Source organism: Leucobacter sp. PH1c (assembly GCF_000633415.1).
In the GTDB taxonomy this organism is placed as follows: Bacteria; Actinomycetota; Actinomycetes; order Actinomycetales; family Microbacteriaceae; genus Leucobacter.
Map to the genome: position 1 here is coordinate 85,336 of NZ_AYMV01000001.1, position 16,672 is coordinate 102,007.

Here is a 16,672-nt window from a genome sequence, read left to right on the forward strand (position 1 = left end):
TCCGAGCGGTGGCGGCCGCGGTGCGGAGCCTCTTCGCGCTGCCGCCGGGGCCCGGACCGAGGCACTGGATTGCGCTGCGCGCCGCAGCCTCGATGGGGATCCCGCTCGCGGTGATGACGGCCCTCGGGCGGCCGGATCTCGGCCTGCAGGCGAGCACGGGCGCGTTCCTCGCCCTCTTCTGCGCGGGCCTCGGCGCCGCGGAGCGCGCGCGGGTGCTCCCCGTCGTCGGCGCCGTGCTCTTCGGCTGCGCCATGCTCGGCACGGCGCTCGCGCCCTGGCACCTCCTCACGGCGGTCGGGCTCGTGGTCGTCGCGATCGGGGTGAGCGCGTTCGCGTTCGGCTCCCGGCTGGGGCCGCCCGGGCCGGTGTTCTTCGTGCTGATGTTCGGGCTGTCCGGCACGATCACCGGGCTTCGCGACGGCGTGCGCGCCACGGATCCGGCGGTGTTCCTCTCCGCGCTCGGGGCGGGGCTGCTCTTCTCCTACGTGCTCGCGCTGCTGCCGCTCCTCCGCCGCGCCGAGCGGGCGAAGCCCGTGCGGCCGTTCCGGGAGCTGCTCCCGCGCCTCTGGCTCGGGGTCGGCGAGCAGCAACTGGTGCTGCGGGTGGCGCTCGTCGCCGCGCTCGGAACGCTCATCAGCGTGATCTGGCTCGACCCGCTACGCGCGTACTGGACGGTCACGGCGGGCGTCGCGGTCGTGGGCCTCAGCGCAGTGCGCAGCCACTCGCTCGCTCGCGGCGTGCACCGCACCGCCGGCACCCTGCTCGGCGCCGGCCTGTACCTCCTCATCGCCCCGCTCGGCGAGCACACGTGGGTGTTCGTGCTCCTCCTCGCCGCGCTGCAGTTCCTCATCGAGCTCGTCGTCGTGCGCAACTACGCGTTTGCGCTCGTGTTCATCACGCCGCTGGTGCTCCTCATCACGGCGGCGGCCACGGGCGGGGGCGACCGCTTCGCGACGGCCGGGGAGCGCGTGCTCGACACGGCCGTCGGATCCGCGCTCGCGGTCCTCTCCGCGCTCGTCCACCGCCCGCCGCGCGCCGCGGCGGAGCGCTAGGCCCGCCCGCCGAAGACCATCCGCTCGCGCCCGAGCAGGATGCCCGCGACGAGCTGCACCGCGCCGACGGCGAGCACGAGCCAGAGCGGCACGATCCAACCGCCGCTCGTCGCCGCCAGCCAGCCGAACAGCGCCGGCCCCGTCGCGGCGATGAGGTAGCCGATCGACTGCGCCATGCCGGACAGTGCGCTCGCCACCTCGGAGCTGGGTGCGCGGATCGCCATGAACAGCATCGAGAGGCTGAGGGAGGCGCCCGAGCCGAAGCCGCCGAGGAGCACCCACGCGAGATCGGCTCCCGGGTGGAGCACGACGGTGGCGAAGGTGCCCGCGATGATGATGGGCAGCACGGCCGGGATCCAGCGCCGACTGCGCCCCCGGAACACGAGGGGGAGGGAGAGCGACCCGAGGATGCTGACCAGCTGGTAGAGCATCACGTCGAGGCCGGCGGCGACCGCCGTGCTGCCCTGCGAGACCTGGATGGGCGCGAGCCAGGTGGCGAGCATGTAGAAGAGCATCGCCTGCGAGCCCTGGTAAAGCGCGACCGTCCAAGCGACGGGGTCGCGCCAGATCCGGCCGCCCGCGCGGCCGGCCCGGTTCCCCTCCCGGGAGCCGCCGACGGCGGGGAGCGCCGCGCGGGGGATCGCCTCGTGCGGGGCGGGCGCGGGCTCGCCCCGCGTCGCCGCGAGCCAGGCCACGAGCGCGACGGGGATGAGCGCGCCGCTCGTGAGGAGCGCGACGCGCCAGCCGAGCTCGCCCCCGCCGAGCTCGGCGTGCGAGATCGGTACGACGAGACCGGCGGCGAGGGCGCCGATTCCGCCGAGCAGCGCCGTGTAGATGCCCATGACGGTGGGCACGCGGGCCGAGAAGTCGCGCCGGATCACCACGGGGAGCAGCACATTGCCGATCGCGAGCGCCGCGCCGATGAGCGCGGTGCCGAGCCACAGGTTGACGTCGCTGCCGGGGAGCGAGCGCCAGACGGTGCCCGCTGCGAGCGCGACGAGCGACCAGGTCACGGTGCGCGCAAGGCCGAAGCGCACGCTGAGCCCGTGGGCGAGCGGGGACACGAGCGCCCACGCGATGAGCGGAACGGACGCGAGTCCGCCGAGCGCCGCGGGCGCCACCCCGCGGTCAGCGGCGATCTGCTCGAGCAGCGGGCCGACCCCCGTGATCGTCATCCGCATGTTCGCGGCGAGGAGGCACACCGCGATGAAGAGGAGGCCCCAGTTGCGGGGCCGGGCGGCGGCGTCGGTCACGAATGGACCCTATCGGAGTTCGGGCGCGGGGGCGGAACCGCCGCCGGTTCAGCGCGGTCGGCTCAGTGCCCGAAGTCGTCGGCGTCGTGGTGCAGGGGCGCGCCGGTGTCGAGCGCGGTGATCGCCGCCATCTCCGCGGCCGTGAGCGCGAAATCGAAGATGTCGAGATTCTCGCGCTGCCGCTCGGGAGAGGCAGACTTGGGGGCCGCGGCGTTGCCCTGCTGCACGTGCCAGCGGAGCACCACCTGCGCCGGGGTCTTCCCGTGGGCCGCCGCGGCAGCGGTGATCGCCGGGTCCGCGAGGAACGCGCCCCCGCGCCCGAGCGGCGTGTACGCGGTCGTGACGATCCCGTGCGCGCGGTTCACGGCCTGCAGCTCGGGCTGCGTGTGCTGCGGGTCGAGCTGGATCTGGTTCACCTCGGGCACGATGCCGGCGTCGAACACGCGTGCGAGGTGCGCGGGCTTGAAGTTCGAGACGCCGAGCGCCCGGATGCGGCCCTCCTCGCGGAGCGCCGCGAGCCCGCGGACGGCCTCGACGTAGCGATCCTGATCCGGGTTGGGCCAGTGCACGAGGAAGAGGTCGATCGTGTCGACGCCAAGCCGCGCGCAGCTCGCCTCGGCCGCCGCGCGCACGCCGTCGGCGCTGTGCCAGGCGCGGTTGAACTTCGTCGTGATGAACACGTCCTCGCGGGGCAGGCCGGAGCGCCGGATCCCCTCGGCCACGCCGCGCTCGTTGCCGTAGTTCTCCGCGGTATCGATGTGGCGGTAGCCGGAGGCGAGGGCCGCGGCGACCGCGTCCGCGGTCTCCGCATCGTTCATCGGCCACGTGCCGAGCGCGATCGCGGGCATCGCCGCGCCGCCGCGCAGCTGGATGAGTGGGGCGAGTGCAGACATAGAAGGCTCCTTCGCATCGGGTGCTCCCCACCCTACGAGGTGCCGCCGACACGATGGTGAATGGGCGGCTCGGTAGGATACGCGGGTGCCCGCGCGAGCGATCGTCGCGCGGCGGGCGCGCGCGAGAGGAAGTGGTTCGGTGCGGGCTCTCTGGCATTCGGGACAGCCGCGGCTGCCGTGGCGTCGACTGGTCTTCGCCGCGTTCGGCGTGGCGCTGCTCGTCGCGCTGCTCGGCCTCTTCGGGGACGCGGTCGATCTCACGCTCCTGTTCCTCGGCTTCGCGCCCAGCTGCCTCCTCGTGTTCCTGCTGCCCGAGGCGCCCGTGTCGCAGCCGAGCGCCGTGGTCGGCGGCCACGTCGTGTCGGCGCTCGTCGGGGTCGGCGCGGCGGCGTTCCTCCCGCTGTCCTGGTGGAGTGCCGCGCTCGCCGCAGGCGTCGCGACGGGTGCCATGGCGCTCCTGCGCATCATCCACCCGCCCGCCGTCGCCACGGCCGTCGTCGCGCTCGCGTCGGGCGCCGGGTGGATGTTCCTCCTGCTTCCCGCGCTCGCCGCGCCCGTGCTCATCGTCGTGGTGGCGCTGCTCTACCACCGGCTCACGGGGGTGCAGTACCCGGCGCCCGGGATCCGGGGCGGCGGCGCGGTCGAGCGGCACCCGCGCGAGGACTGACGCAGAAGAGTTCATCGCGAGTTCAGCGGACCCTCTGGCGGGATCCGGCCACTTCAGTTAAACTTGAGTCAACAACACTCAAGTTTGCGGCGAGGGTCCGGCGCATCCGCCCGGCACCCGCCGCGCGGCACTGCGAACGGAAGGGACCCACATGCAGGCAAACTGGCAGCCCGCCCAGGGCGAGGGCGAGCAGTCCGCCCTCGAGCAGTTCGGCGTCAACCTCACCGAGGTCGCCCGCTCGGGCAAGCTCGACCCCGTGATCGGGCGCGACTCCGAGATCCGCCGGGTGAGCCAGGTGCTCACCCGACGCACGAAGAACAACCCCGTCCTCATCGGCGAACCCGGGGTCGGCAAGACCGCCGTCGTCGAGGGCCTCGCCCAGCGCATCGTCGCGGGTGACGTGGCCGAGTCGCTGAAGGACAAGGAGCTCATCTCCCTCGACATCTCCGCGCTCATCGCCGGTGCGAAGTACCGGGGCGAGTTCGAGGAGCGCATGAAGGCGGTGCTCGCCGAGATCAAGGAATCGGACGGCAAGTTCATCACCTTCATCGACGAGCTCCACACGCTCATGGGCGCCGGCGGCGGGGAGAGCTCCGTCGCGGCGTCGCAGATGCTGAAGCCAATGCTCGCCCGCGGCGAGCTGCGGCTCATTGGCGCGACCACGCTCGACGAGTACCGCGAGTACATCGAGAAGGACGCGGCGCTCGAGCGCCGCTTCCAGCAGGTCTACGTGGGCGAGCCGAGCGTCGAGGACACGGTGGCGATCCTGCGCGGCCTGAAGGAGCGCTACGAGGCGCACCACAAGGTCACGATCGCCGACTCGGCGCTCGTCGCCGCGGCGGCGCTGTCGGACCGCTACATCACCGCACGGCAGCTCCCGGACAAGGCCATCGACCTGATCGATGAGGCCGCGAGCCGCCTGCGCATGGAGATTGACTCCGCGCCGATGGAGATCGACGAGCTCCGACGCGCCGTGGACCGGCTGAAGCTCGAGGAGCTCGCGCTGAAGAAGGAGAAGGACGCCGCCTCGAAGGAGCGCCTCGCCAAGCTGCGCGAGGACCTGGAGGCGCGCCAGGCCGAGCTCGACGTGCTCGAGGCGCGGTGGGAGCGCGAGCGGGCGAGCCTGAACCGCGTCGGCGAGCTGCGCGAGAAGCTCGACCAGCTCCGCATGGCGGCTGAGGTCGCCCAGCGCGAGGGCCAGCTTGAGCGCGCCTCGAAGCTGCTCTACGGCGAGATCCCGGTGATCCAGAAGCAGCTCACCGAGGCGGAGAACGCCGAGGCCGCCGACGAGATCGGGGGCGAGCCCCGGATGGTGAACGACCAGGTCACTGACGAGGACATCGCGGGCGTCGTCGCCGCGTGGACGGGGATCCCCGTCGGCCGGCTCATGCAGGGCGAGACCGAGAAGCTGCTCGCGCTTGAGCACGAGCTGGGCAAGCGCCTCATCGGGCAGAGCGACGCCGTGTCCGCCGTGGCGGACGCCGTGCGTCGTACACGCGCCGGGATCGCGGATCCGAACCGGCCCACCGGTTCCTTCCTCTTCCTCGGGCCGACTGGCGTCGGGAAGACGGAGCTCGCCAAGGCGCTCGCCGAGTTCCTCTTCGACGACGAGCACGCCATGGTCCGCATCGACATGAGCGAGTACGGCGAGAAGCACTCCGTCTCGCGGCTCGTCGGCGCCCCTCCGGGGTACGTCGGCTACGAGCAGGGCGGGCAGCTCACGGAGGCCGTGCGCCGTCGCCCCTACTCGGTGGTGCTGCTCGACGAGGTCGAGAAGGCGCACCCCGAGGTGTTCGACGTGCTGCTCCAGGTGCTCGACGACGGCCGCCTCACCGACGGCCAGGGGCGCACCGTCGACTTCCGCAACGTGATCCTCATCCTCACGTCGAACCTCGGCAGCCAGTACCTGGTGGATCAGGATCTCGCGTGGCCCGAGAAGGAGGCCGCGGTGCGGGAGACCGTGCGGCGCGCCTTCAAGCCCGAGTTCATCAACCGGCTCGACGAGATGGTGATCTTCCACCCGCTCTCCGAGGCGGATCTGGCGCAGATCGTAGAGCTCGCGATCGACCGGATGCAGACCCGGCTCGCCGACCGCAGGCTCACGCTCGCCGTGACGCCGGAGGCGCGCGGCCTCCTCGCCTCGCGCGGCTACGACCCGAGCTACGGTGCGCGTCCCCTGCGCCGCCTCATGCAGAAGGAGATCGACGACCGGCTCGCCCGCGCGATCCTCTCGGGCGAGGTGCGCGACGGCTCGACCGTGCGCGTCGACGTGGCCCCGGACGGGGACGGCCTCGCCCTCTCCGTGCTCCCCGGCTAGGCGCGGGGAGCGGAGCCCGCGGGAGGCGCGAGCAACCCGCAGAGCTGCGCCGCGGTCTCCGCGAGGAGCCGCGGCGCAGCTGCGCGGAGCTCCGGGAGGGTCGCCGGGCCCGGGGCCAGCGAGAACGCGCTGAACCCCGCCGCCCGGCAGTCCTCGGCGGGAAGCGCCACCTCGCCGGCGATCACCGCGACCCGCGGCCGGGCCGGTTCGGTCGCACCGTCCGGCGCACGATCCTCCGCCCCGCGCGCGACCCCGGACAGCACGCGCGACAGCACTTTCCCGGACAGCGACGAGGCGTCGACGCGCCCCTCGCCCGTGACGACAAGGTCCGCGTCCTGGAGCGCCGCGTCGAGTCCCGCGGCCTCCGCGACGAGCTCGGCGCCCGGCAGAAGCTCCGCACCCCAGAGGGCGAACGGGCCGAGCGCGAGCCCGCCCGCCGCGCCGAGCCCCGCTTGCGTGGCCAGGGCGGCGGCGAACCCGGCGGATCCGGCACCGGCACCGGACCCGGATCCTGACCCCGCCGCCGGTTCCGCGTGCGCGAGGAGCTCCGCGAGGCGCGTGAGGCCCGCGTCGATCCGGGCGACCTCGTCCGGAGACGCGCCCTTCTGCGGGCCGAACACGGCGGCGGCACCCGCGGGCCCGGTGAGCGGGTGGTCCACGTCGACGGCGATGCGCCACCGCACCTCGCGCACCGCCGGGAGCACGCCGCTCGTGTCCACGCGCGCGAGGGCGGCGAGTCCGCGTGCGCCCGGCGCGATGGGCGCGCCGTCGGCGTCGAGGAGGGCGACACCGAGCGCGCGGAGCATCCCCGCGCCGCCGTCGCTCGTCGCCGAGCCGCCCAGGCAGAGGAGGAGCTCCCGCGCGCCGGCATCGACTGCGGCATGGACGAGCGCGCCGACGCCGGCGGAGTCGGCGTCGAGCGCACGGAGGGGCTGATCCGCCACGTGAGGGAGGCCGTTGGCCTCGGCCGCCTCGATGATCGCGGTCGTGCCGTCGGCGCTCAGCCCGATCCGGGCCTCGCGATCCCGCCCGAGCGCGTCCCGAGCGGTGACGAGGCGGATCCGACCGCCCCAGGCCGCGGTGAGCGCGTCGAGCGTGCCCTCCCCGCCGTCGGCGAGCGGGATCGTGCGGATCTGCGCGGAGGGTCCGAGCGCGGCGCGCGCGCCCTCCGCGATCGCGTGGGCGGCTTCGACGGCGGAGCAGCTGCCCTTGAACGCGTCGGGGGCGATCACTGCGCGGATGGGGGAGGCGCTCATGGCCCCAGCCTACGGTGCGCTGCGGGCACGCCACCGTGCTGGGAGAATGGGCGGGTGAATCACGTCGCCAATTCTGATCCCGCACCCGCGTCCGCAGCAGCCGGGACGCCCTCAGCCGAGGCGCCCGCGGCCGGAGCTTCCGTGGCCGGAGCTTCCGCGGCCGGAGCTTCCGTGGCCGCCCCGCACCCGGAGCGCACCACTGCCGGGGTGGGGCCGTGGCCGGGCGGGCGCGCGGAGTGGCCGGAGGACGAGCGCTACGATCCCGAGCTGCTCGAGCACGGCGATACCCGCAACGTGATCGATCGCTACCGGTACTGGCGGATGGCCGCGATCGTCGCGGATCTCGACGAGCATCGGCACCCCTTCCACGTGGCGATCGAGAACTGGCAGCACGACATGAACATCGGCTCGATCGTGCGCAGCGCGAACGCGTTCGCCGCCGACACGGTGCACATCGTGGGCCGTCGCCGCTGGAACAAGCGCGGCGCCATGGTGACCGACCGTTACCAGCACGTGGAGCACCGGGAGGACGTCGCGGCGCTCGTCGCGTGGGCACGGGAGGCCGGGGTGCCGATCATCGCGATCGACAACGTTCCCGGCTGCGTTCCCATGGAGACGTTCGATTGGCCGGAGCGCTGCGTGATGCTCTTCGGCCAGGAGGGGCCGGGGCTCACGGAGGAGGCGATCGCCGCGTCGGAGGCCGTCGTGGAGATCACCCAGTACGGTTCGACGCGCTCGATCAATGCGTCCGCCGCCGCAGCGGTTGCGATGTTCAGCTGGGTGCAGCAGCACTCGCCGCTCGTGCCGCGCGCGGCGGAGCTGCCCGGGGCCGGTGGTCCCGGGCAGCTCGCGGGCTAGACGACGTCCTTGCGCCAGCGGGTGAGCCAGCCGAGCAGCACGGCCACGATCCCGTAGGCGAGGAGCACGGCGAGCCCGCCCCAGATGCCGAGGGGCTGCGCGCCCGCGGGGGCGCTCGGGTCGATCGCCGACATGCTCGTCATCACGCTCGCGCCGACGAACGCGTCGCTCGCGGCCCCGGGCAGGAACTTCGCGATCTGCGCGCTCCAGTCCCAGAACCCCGCCGCCATGCGGAGCACGGGCTCCAGGAACTGGGTGAACACGAGCACGATCACGATGGCGAAGGCCTGGTTGCCGACGAGGAGGCCGACGCCGAAGCCGATCACGGCCCAGATGCCGATCGCCACGATGACGCGAGCGAGGAGCGCCCAGGTGTCGCCCGATCCGAGCATCGGATCCCCGCCCGTCGCGGCGAGCAGCCCGCCGCCCGCGGCGACCGCGCCGATGACGCCCGCGATACCGAGCAGGAGTCCGACGCCCAGGAGCACTTTCACCTTGCCGAGCAGCACGATGCCGCGGCGCGGTTCGAGCGTGAACGCGAGGCCGAGCGTGCGGTGGCGCAGCTCGCCCGTGGCCATCAGCGCGCCGAAGATGAGCGGGATCACGTAGCCGAACGTGGAGACCCCGGAGTAGACGAGCTCGGCGATCTCCTGGGCGGGCGGGGCGAAGCCAGCCGCCTGGTCGCCGCCCGCGGAGCTCATCGCATCTCCGACCGCGCTGAACATGAACGCGAACGCGCCCGCCATGAGCGCGGAGTAACCGGCCAGCACGATGGCGAGGACCCACCAGAGCTTCGTGGCGCGAACCTTGCGCCACTCGGCGGAGACGCTGCGGATGATGCGGTTCATGCGAGCCCTCCCTCGGGCTGGTGCGCGGCCTGCTGCGGGGCGCGGGGGTCGGTGACGGCGGCGCCGGGCTCGGCGCCGCCGTTGATGAGGTCGAGGAAGCGCTGCTCGAGCTCGCCCGCCTCGACGCTCAGGTGCGAGAGCGGGATCCCCGCGGCGAGGGCGACCCGGCCCACGGCCTCGGGATCGAGGCCCGTGAGGCTGAGCGCGGCGCCGTGCTGGCTGTGCACGCGCGCCCCGGCGGCCTCGAGGGCCTGCGCGAGCGCGCCCTGCTCGGGCGCGGCCACGCGCACGGTCGCCTCGCCGGCGCCCTGCTGCAACTCGGCGAGCGTGCCCGCGAAGGCGAGCTCGCCGCGCCGGATCACGATCACGTCGTCGACGGTCTGCTGCACCTCGCTCAGGAGGTGCGAGGAGAGCACGACGGTCTTTCCCTGGCTCGCGAGGTGGCGGAGGAACACCCGGATCCACCGGATGCCCTCGGGGTCGAGCCCGTTGATCGGCTCGTCGAGGAGCAGCACATCCGGGTCTCCGAGGAGCGCGGCTCCCAGCGCGAGCCGCTGCCGCATGCCGAGCGAGTAACCGCCCGTCTTCCGGTCGGCGGCGTCGGCCAGGCCGACGAGCCCCAGGATCTCATCGACCCGCGCCTCGGGGAGGCCGATCGCCCGGCGGGCGATGTCGAGGTGGGCCCGTCCGGTGTGGGCCGGATGGAAGTCTGCGGAGAGTGCGGCCCCCACGGTGAGCGCCGGGCGCTCGAGCGTGGCGTAGGGTCGGCCGCCGATCGTCGCCCCGCCGCTATCCGGGCGGATGAGCCCCAGGGTCATCGCGAGCGTGGTGGTCTTCCCGGAGCCGTTCGGGCCGAGGAAGCCCGTGACGCGGCCGGGCTCGGCGGTGAAGCTGAGCGCGTTCACTGCGCGCACCGCCCCGAAGCTCTTGGTCAGTCCGTCCACTCTGACTGGCAGTCCCATGCGCCGTCCTCTCTCGCGGTGCTGCGTATGCGGGCAGCGCGAACACCGCGCCATCCAGAAATAACCCTACCGGAAGTAGAACTATCTGGGGAGAGGAAAACTAGTTGGGGAAGACTCCAGATACTTCATCGAGGCTTCCGAGGAGATGGGACTCGAGCAGAGATTTCGCCGCGTCCTCGTCGAAATTTCGAATTGCTTCTGCGATCTCCTCATGCTGGTGAATCGCCGAGCAACGACGCGACTTCACTGCCTGGAACATCGCGATGCCGATACGTAGCTGTCGGTCGTGGATCGAATGGTACAGCTGCGCAAATTCGGTGTTTCCGATTGCCTTGACGAGAGTCCAATGGAACTCCTTGTCTGCAACAACCATGTCCACGATCTGCTCGGGGTCCTTGGCGAAAATAGCTCGCTGGGCCTCGACCAACTCAAACAAACGGTCGGCGATGGGAATCCGATGAGAGCAGATCCATTCGACGCTGTAGCTCTCGAGGACTACTCGAGTCTGTGCCTGCTCCTGGATCGCTCGCAGGGTGATCTCGGGGACAACTGCGCCGCGATGAGGAATCAACGTGAGGAGTTGCTCCGACTGCAGTCGAGAGAAGGCCTCGCGCACCGGAGTGCGCGAGGCCCCAATCGCGGCTGCAACTTCGCTTTCGGTAATGATTGACTGCGGTGCAACTCTCATCGTGACGATGAGATCCTTCAGGTACCCGTAGGCGAACTCTGCGGCCTTAAGTTCGGATGGGCGCTCGCTAATCGGCAGCGGGGTCTTCACCGACCAGCCGCCGAAACGGGCGTTCGCCGCATCCGGATTGATCTGCATGCGTAGAGTCTATGCTCAGGCCCGAGGGGCCACCGCGAACCTTCTGTTGAGGAGGCACGGGTTCGATTCCCGCGCCGAATGGATTCGCTCAGCGCGGATCAGGGCAGTGGCGATTCCGTGTTGCTCGGTGCCTGCCGATGCAATGGTGGTGCCCATGGGGTCAACGATCTGGCTTTGGCCCGTGCAGAACGGAGCGGTCTGGCCGGCAGCCGCGACGTAGACAGTGTTTTCGATGGCACGGGCGCGAATCAGGGATTCCCAGTGGGACTCCTTCATGGGCCCCACAGCCCAGGCTGCCGGATAGAGGATGACGTCGGCAGAGTGATCGACCAGCCAGCGCGCCATCTCGGGGAATCTCAAGTCGTAGCAGGTGGCTGCGCCGACCGAAATCCCGTTGATGTCGAAGAGGAGCGGTGACTCGGCTGGCGCTGGGCTTATGGTGTCCGATTCGCGATATCCGAACGCGTCGTAGAGGTGGATCTTCCGGTACACCCCTGCAAGGTTGCCGTCTCGGTCGATGTGCACGAGTGTGTTGAACGGCCGGTCATCATTGTTCGTCTCGGTGAAGCCGGCGACAACATGGATCTTCTGGGTTGAGGCGGAGGCGCGGAGGGCGCTGACGAACTCGCCCTCCAGTGATTCGGAGTAGCTTGGCCCGGCGCTCTCGTGGGCGGGGTCTGAGTACATGGCGTTCTCGGGGAGTACCACGAGGTCCGATGTAGCCCCAGCCCGAGCGATGAGAGTCTGCGCGGCCTTGAGGTTTTCCACCGTGTCCCGGGTTGCTGCAAACTGTGCGACGGAAAGGGTGAACTCGGTCATCGCTGTGCTCCGCTCGGCTCAAAGAACTGTGCGGCGCCGCTCCACTCGGAGAGCATCTGGCCCGCTCGGATTTCTTCCTTCTTCGCGGGCTCCGCGCCCTCCTTCTCCCGGAGGTCCGCGACGACCCCGTCAATCTCGGACTCTGAGAGTACGGCGATCCCGTCGGAATCCGCAAACACGGCGTCGCCTGGGGTGATGACGACACCCCCGACGGTGATCGGGACGTTGATGGCTCCCTCGACACCCAAGATGCGCGTGGTGCGGGCGGAAACTCCACGAGAGTAGACAGGAAGCCCAAGCTCGAGTACCTCGTCGAAATCGTTCATGGCGCCAGCGAGGATCACGCCTTCGGCGCCGCGGGTTCGGGCTGTGAAAGCAACCATTCCACCGAAGCTCGACCGGTCGTCTCCCGATTGCTCGACGACAAGAACATCGCCAGGTCGGAGGTGGTCGGCCGCGACGTGTAGTGCCGTCGAATCCATGTGCGGCAGGCGGACTGTGACGGCGGTGCCGGCGAATTGGAGCGGCCGACGGTTCGGGGTGAGGCCTCGAATGAAGCCGAAATCGCGCAGGTGGCCCAGTGTTGAGGTTTGCACAGTCAGCAGTGCGCGGCGGCGCCCCTCTGGGATCTGCGTGGGCATGGGATGGAATTCAAACATGTTGGGCTGGCTTTCCGGTGGCGGGTCATAAGGGCTCGCACACCTCATTGTGTGGTCGTGCGGGAGGTGACCAGGCCTGTCGCACGGATTGTGTACGTGTTGTATACACGTGCCATGCACAGTATCAGGCGGGTTCGCGTGAGGGAAGGGGAAAGTGCTCGGGTCAATCAAAGTACCTGCTCAGGGCGGTCAAATTGCGCAACCCATGGAGTTTGATCCGCTGTCTCCGCAATTTGCTTCGACCTGAGTTGAGGGTCTTGCGCGTTTGCAGCCTCACGCGTAGTGTCACTCGGGACCGGGCCTGTTGACATGGATCCGAGAGGCGGTTTTCGCCTCGACTTCAAAGGAGAAGCACCATGTCAATGAAGACTCCAATTGGCGTCTCCGCCGTACTTGTCTCTGCTCTCGCGTTGTCCGCGTGTAGCGGTGCAGGCGGCGGTTCGGACGCGTCATCCAGCGATGCCATCGAGATCAACGTGCTTGGATACGCTGCGTTGTTCGAGGACCAATACACCGCAGCCGTCGTCGACCGGTTCAACGCTTCGCAGGACGAAGTCGTCGTCAACTTCGTCCCATCGCAGAACAGTGCGGAGATGCTCGGGAAGCTCCGCAGTGAGTCGAAGTCCCCGACGGTGGACGTTGCGATTCTCGATGCTTCGGTTGCTCACACGGGAAACCAGGAAGGCCTGTTCGACAAGATCACCGAGTCGGATGTGCCGAACTTGGCGAATGTCGTAGAGCTCGGTCAGAACGCTGAAGGCTTTGGTCCCGCGGTGACCTTCGACAACCTTGTGGTTCTGTACAACGCAGAGAAGGTTCAGACGCCGCCGAAGGGAATCGCTGATCTGTGGGGCGCACCAGAGAACTCGGTTTCGATCCCGGCTCCCCCAGATATCCAGGGGCACACGCTGACCATTCTCACGGCAAACGGTATGGGTGTCGACTACCGCAGTGACATTTCGCCGGCGATCGAGAAGCTCTCGGATCTCGCACCGCTCGTGAATACCTGGGAGCCCGTGCCCGACGTCTATCAGCCCGTGATCTCGGGGACGTCCCAGTACGGCGTCGGATGGAATGCCCGGGCGCAGTACTTCGCCGAAGACTCTGGCGGAGCGATGAGCGTGGTGCAGCCTGACGATGGCATCGGTTTCCAGATCAATACGATCAATCTCGTTGCGGGAACGGAGAAGGGTGACGCGGCGCTGGCGTTCATCGACTATGCCCTCTCGCGAGAGGCTCAGGAAGCGTTTGCCGAGGCGCTGTATTACGCCCCCGTGGTGAGTGGCACCGAACTTCCCGCCGATGTAGCGGAACGTGTCGCTGATGCCGCCGACCCGAACATTGTTGACATTGATTGGATCTGGCTCGCGGACGAGCGCGACGCCTGGACTGAGCAGTGGCGTCGCCAGGTGATCGGGGGATAGCCGTGGGTGAGCATGCTGGCCTTGATTATCTGTCGATTCGAAGCTTGAGAAAGATCTACCCCAAGACAAGCGCTCCTGCTGTGAACGATGTCAACCTTGATGTGCGACGCGGCGATCTGGTGGCGCTTCTGGGTCCCTCCGGGTGTGGCAAGACCACCACACTGCGCATGGTGGCAGGCCTGTTGGAGCCCTCTTCGGGCGAGATCTTCGTCGATGGGAGTGACGTTGTTTCCACTCCGGTGCACAAACGTGGGATGGGGATGGTATTCCAGTCCTACGCGCTCTTCCCTCACCTCACCGTTGAAGAGAATGTTGCATTCGGGCTGCAGATGCACCGCGTCCCGCGAGGAGAGATCAGCGCCCGGGTGTCCCAGGCGCTCGACAATGTGCAGCTGGGGCATCTCGCGAAGCGGAAGCCCGCCGCACTCTCAGGCGGACAGCAGCAGCGCGTTGCGCTCGCTCGCGCCTTGGTGATTCAGCCGACGCTTCTGCTCCTTGACGAGCCGCTTTCGAACCTTGATGCCAAGCTCCGTGAAGCCATGCGAAAGGAGATTAGAGCTATTCAGCAGGAGTCGGGCACGACGACCCTGTTTGTCACCCATGATCAGGACGAGGCCCTGGACATGGCTGATCGAATTGCGATCCTGAACAACGGTGTGATCGAGCAGTACGATTCTCCATCGGCGATCTACGAGAACCCGGCCACGCGGTTTGTGGCGAACTTCGTAGGGAAGGCGAACTTCATTGATGTGGAGACGCGAAGCTCTCCCTCAGGGGGGAAGTACTCGGTGGAATCGGCGCTCTTTGGGAAGCTCACGGTTCGCGGGGCTCCAGGCATCGACGCATCTGCTGCGCTGGTCGTGAGGCCACATCGAGTCTCTGTTGCTGCGAAGGATGAGCGCGCCGGTAGCCTGCCGAGCGCACGGGCGCGGGTCAGGGCAACGAGCTACACCGGAAATGTCAGGAGCTATGACCTGATGCTGGAGAGCGGGGAACTCATGCGAGCCGATCAGCTCAGCGCACCCGATGAGCAATTCCGAATCGGCGATGAGGCCTACGTGTCGTTCGAGCCGGACGACGCATATCTGGTCTCGGAATGTTAGGAGCGCTGCGATGACGGTGACGCACACCAATACCGAGCTCATCAGCGTCGGTCTCAAATCGAATCGTGGGAGAGCGCGCGCACGGCGGTCCGCCTACGGCCTTGTCCTTCCCGGTTTGGTCGGGCTGTTCGTGAGTTTCATCCTTCCGCTCTTCGTCATGGTGCGGATGTCTCTGAACGCAAATGGCTCGGGTGGACAACTCATTGAGACATTCACATTCGACTCATATGGGGCAGCGCTGAGTGACTCGTTTTACTGGAAGGTCATCGGGAACACGCTGCTCCTGGGCTTTGTCTGTGGAACGGCTGCTGTTGTGCTCGCGTACCCGATTGCCTTGTTCCTCACGCGCACCAGTTCACGCTGGAAGGGTGCGCTTATGGCACTCGCGATCGCTCCGCTGTTGACGTCTGCGGTTGCGCGAACATTCGGTTGGATGGCGCTTCTTGGCGATCAGGGCGTTGTCAACGAAGCGCTGTTGGGCGCTGGCATGATCAGCGCCCCGCTCAGGCTGAGCAACAACTTTCTCGGTACAGCGATTGCCCTCGTCGAGATCCTGATGCCCTACGCCATTCTCGCCATGATCTCTGGCTTCGGTCGCATCAACGCTTCACTGGAGGAGGCAGCAGGCTCACTGGGGGCATCACGAGCACAAGTGTTCTTCCGAGTCACACTGCCGCTTTCTCTGCCTGGTGTCTTCACTGGTTTTCTCCTGGTGTTCGTGCTTGCCGTGAGTTCCTTCGTGACCCCCAAACTCTTGGGGGGCGGCCGGGTTTTCATCCTTGCGACGGAGGTCTACAGCGAAGCCACGCAAACACTCAACTGGCCGCTAGCCTCGGCTCTCTCGGTGATTCTCCTGGTGGTGTTTGGGGCGATCGTTGCGGTGTACCAACGACTGATCAAGAGATTCGAAGGGTAATTGAAAGATGACGAAGATTCTCAACAGGGCGGTGGTGATCGTCGCCTATCTCTTCCTTCTCGCTCCGATCATTGCGGTGGTGCTGATCTCGTTCAATGGTTCGAAGAGTCTGGCGATTGAGTTCGGCGCTCCCTCGCTTCAGTGGTACGAAAGCGTGATCTCCAATGGCTCGCTCATGGAAGGCGCGCGAGTGAGTCTGATCACTGCCGTGATTACCGCGGTCGTGGTGCTGCTCCTCGGTGTACCGGTCGCTCTCGCCATTGCGCGGTTTGAATTCCCTGGAAAGGGGGCGGTTTCTGGATTCTTCCTTTCGCCGCTCCTGGTCCCAGGTGTGGTGCTCGGACTCGGCCTGCTGCTCGTTTTCCAGCCGATCGGTCTCGTCGGGACATATCCAGGAATCGTTCTCGCCCACTTCGGGGTGACCGTCCCCTACGTGATCCGGACGACTCTCTCAAGCCTGCTGACCAGCGATATGCGGTGCGAGGAAGCGGCACGAGTGCACGGTGCGAATGCGTTCACGACGTTCCGGAGAGTCACTCTCCCGATCATCGCGCCGGGGATCCTCGCGGGAGGCGTTATGGCCTTCATCATCTCGTTCGACGAAGCCGTGATCTCCCTCTTTGTCGCTGGCTCTGGACATACGACCCTCCCCGTAGAGATGTTCCGTTACTTGCAGTACCGCTCGGACCCTGGTCTCGCGGCACTGTCGGTGATCCTCATTGCCCTATCTGTGGTCATCGTCCTGGTCATTGAACGTGCAGTTGGACTGAAGAAGGTAGTGAACGGGTAGCTCCGCATAACCCGAGGCCCGGGCCGCGG

Annotated in this window: 16 protein-coding genes; 8 read left to right on the top strand and 8 right to left on the bottom strand. The window is 68.3% G+C overall.

The window, feature by feature from the left end; all coding sequences use genetic code 11:
• Positions 1-20 precede the first annotated feature (20 nt).
• Positions 21-1,052 (top strand): FUSC family protein, encoded by a 1,032-nt coding sequence (locus tag U874_RS0100390; RefSeq protein ID WP_232755832.1) that lies wholly within the window; start codon positions 21-23, stop codon positions 1,050-1,052.
• Here U874_RS0100390 and U874_RS0100395 read toward each other — a convergent pair.
• Both U874_RS0100395 and U874_RS0100400 read right to left on the bottom strand, forming a co-directional pair.
• Complete coding sequence (locus U874_RS0100395) at positions 1,049-2,305, bottom strand: MFS transporter (RefSeq protein ID WP_025132571.1); 1,257 nt, start codon at positions 2,303-2,305, stop codon at positions 1,049-1,051. The two genes, U874_RS0100390 and U874_RS0100395, sit on opposite strands and share 4 nt — an antisense overlap.
• 62 nt (positions 2,306-2,367) lie before the next feature.
• A complete protein-coding gene (locus U874_RS0100400) occupies positions 2,368-3,198 on the bottom strand; it encodes an aldo/keto reductase (RefSeq protein ID WP_025132572.1) in 831 nt (276 codons plus the stop codon).
• A 139-nt stretch (positions 3,199-3,337) separates the two neighbouring features.
• Between U874_RS0100400 and U874_RS0100405 the strand changes: the two genes are divergently transcribed.
• Together U874_RS0100405 and U874_RS0100410 are read left to right on the top strand one after the other, a co-directional pair.
• Entirely contained in the window at positions 3,338-3,865 is a 528-nt protein-coding gene (locus U874_RS0100405) for an HPP family protein (protein WP_025132573.1), read from the top strand.
• 151 nt (positions 3,866-4,016) lie between these two features.
• On the top strand, positions 4,017-6,182 hold the full coding sequence (locus U874_RS0100410; protein WP_025132574.1) for an ATP-dependent Clp protease ATP-binding subunit: 2,166 nt from the start codon (positions 4,017-4,019) through the stop codon (positions 6,180-6,182).
• On the opposite strand, the gene U874_RS0100415 is transcribed toward U874_RS0100410, so the two are convergent.
• Positions 6,179-7,438: a glycerate kinase gene (locus U874_RS0100415; protein WP_025132575.1), complete on the bottom strand. Its 1,260-nt coding sequence runs from the start codon at positions 7,436-7,438 to the stop codon at positions 6,179-6,181. The genes U874_RS0100410 and U874_RS0100415 overlap by 4 nt on opposite strands.
• A 171-nt stretch (positions 7,439-7,609) precedes the next feature.
• Between U874_RS0100415 and U874_RS0100420 the strand changes: the two genes are divergently transcribed.
• Entirely contained in the window at positions 7,610-8,296 is a 687-nt protein-coding gene (locus U874_RS0100420) for a TrmH family RNA methyltransferase (protein WP_025132576.1), read from the top strand.
• On the opposite strand, the gene U874_RS0100425 is transcribed toward U874_RS0100420, so the two are convergent.
• From U874_RS0100425 to U874_RS0100445, 5 genes are all read right to left on the bottom strand, one after another.
• Complete coding sequence (locus U874_RS0100425; RefSeq protein ID WP_025132577.1) at positions 8,293-9,144, bottom strand: hypothetical protein; 852 nt, start codon at positions 9,142-9,144, stop codon at positions 8,293-8,295. The two genes, U874_RS0100420 and U874_RS0100425, sit on opposite strands and share 4 nt — an antisense overlap.
• Positions 9,141-10,088 (bottom strand): ABC transporter ATP-binding protein, encoded by a 948-nt coding sequence (locus U874_RS0100430; protein WP_232755833.1) that lies wholly within the window; start codon positions 10,086-10,088, stop codon positions 9,141-9,143. The genes U874_RS0100425 and U874_RS0100430 overlap by 4 nt, the downstream gene beginning before the upstream one ends.
• A 118-nt stretch (positions 10,089-10,206) precedes the next feature.
• A complete protein-coding gene (locus U874_RS0100435) occupies positions 10,207-10,932 on the bottom strand; it encodes a GntR family transcriptional regulator (protein ID WP_025132579.1) in 726 nt (241 codons plus the stop codon).
• Positions 10,933-10,947: 15 nt separating this feature from the next.
• Positions 10,948-11,751: a carbon-nitrogen hydrolase family protein gene (locus U874_RS0100440; RefSeq protein ID WP_025132580.1), complete on the bottom strand. Its 804-nt coding sequence runs from the start codon at positions 11,749-11,751 to the stop codon at positions 10,948-10,950.
• Positions 11,748-12,392, bottom strand: a complete 645-nt coding sequence (locus U874_RS0100445) for an RraA family protein (RefSeq protein WP_232755834.1) — start codon at positions 12,390-12,392, stop codon at positions 11,748-11,750. Before U874_RS0100445 ends, U874_RS0100440 begins: the two co-directional genes overlap by 4 nt.
• Positions 12,393-12,766: 374 nt before the next feature.
• Here U874_RS0100445 and U874_RS0100450 point away from each other — a divergent pair, with 374 nt between their 5' ends.
• From U874_RS0100450 to U874_RS0100465, 4 genes are read left to right on the top strand one after another with little or no spacing between them, the layout of a single operon-like run.
• On the top strand, positions 12,767-13,834 hold the full coding sequence (locus U874_RS0100450; protein ID WP_051582727.1) for an extracellular solute-binding protein: 1,068 nt from the start codon (positions 12,767-12,769) through the stop codon (positions 13,832-13,834).
• Positions 13,835-13,836: 2 nt separating this feature from the next.
• The gene (locus U874_RS0100455) at positions 13,837-14,937 is read left to right on the top strand and encodes an ABC transporter ATP-binding protein (protein WP_051582728.1); all 1,101 of its coding nucleotides are present in this window, start codon (positions 13,837-13,839) and stop codon (positions 14,935-14,937) included.
• Between the two features lie 10 nt (positions 14,938-14,947).
• Complete coding sequence (locus U874_RS0100460; RefSeq protein ID WP_025132584.1) at positions 14,948-15,853, top strand: ABC transporter permease; 906 nt, start codon at positions 14,948-14,950, stop codon at positions 15,851-15,853.
• A 7-nt stretch (positions 15,854-15,860) separates the two neighbouring features.
• Complete coding sequence (locus U874_RS0100465; RefSeq protein WP_025132585.1) at positions 15,861-16,643, top strand: ABC transporter permease; 783 nt, start codon at positions 15,861-15,863, stop codon at positions 16,641-16,643.
• Positions 16,644-16,672: the final 29 nt, after the last annotated feature.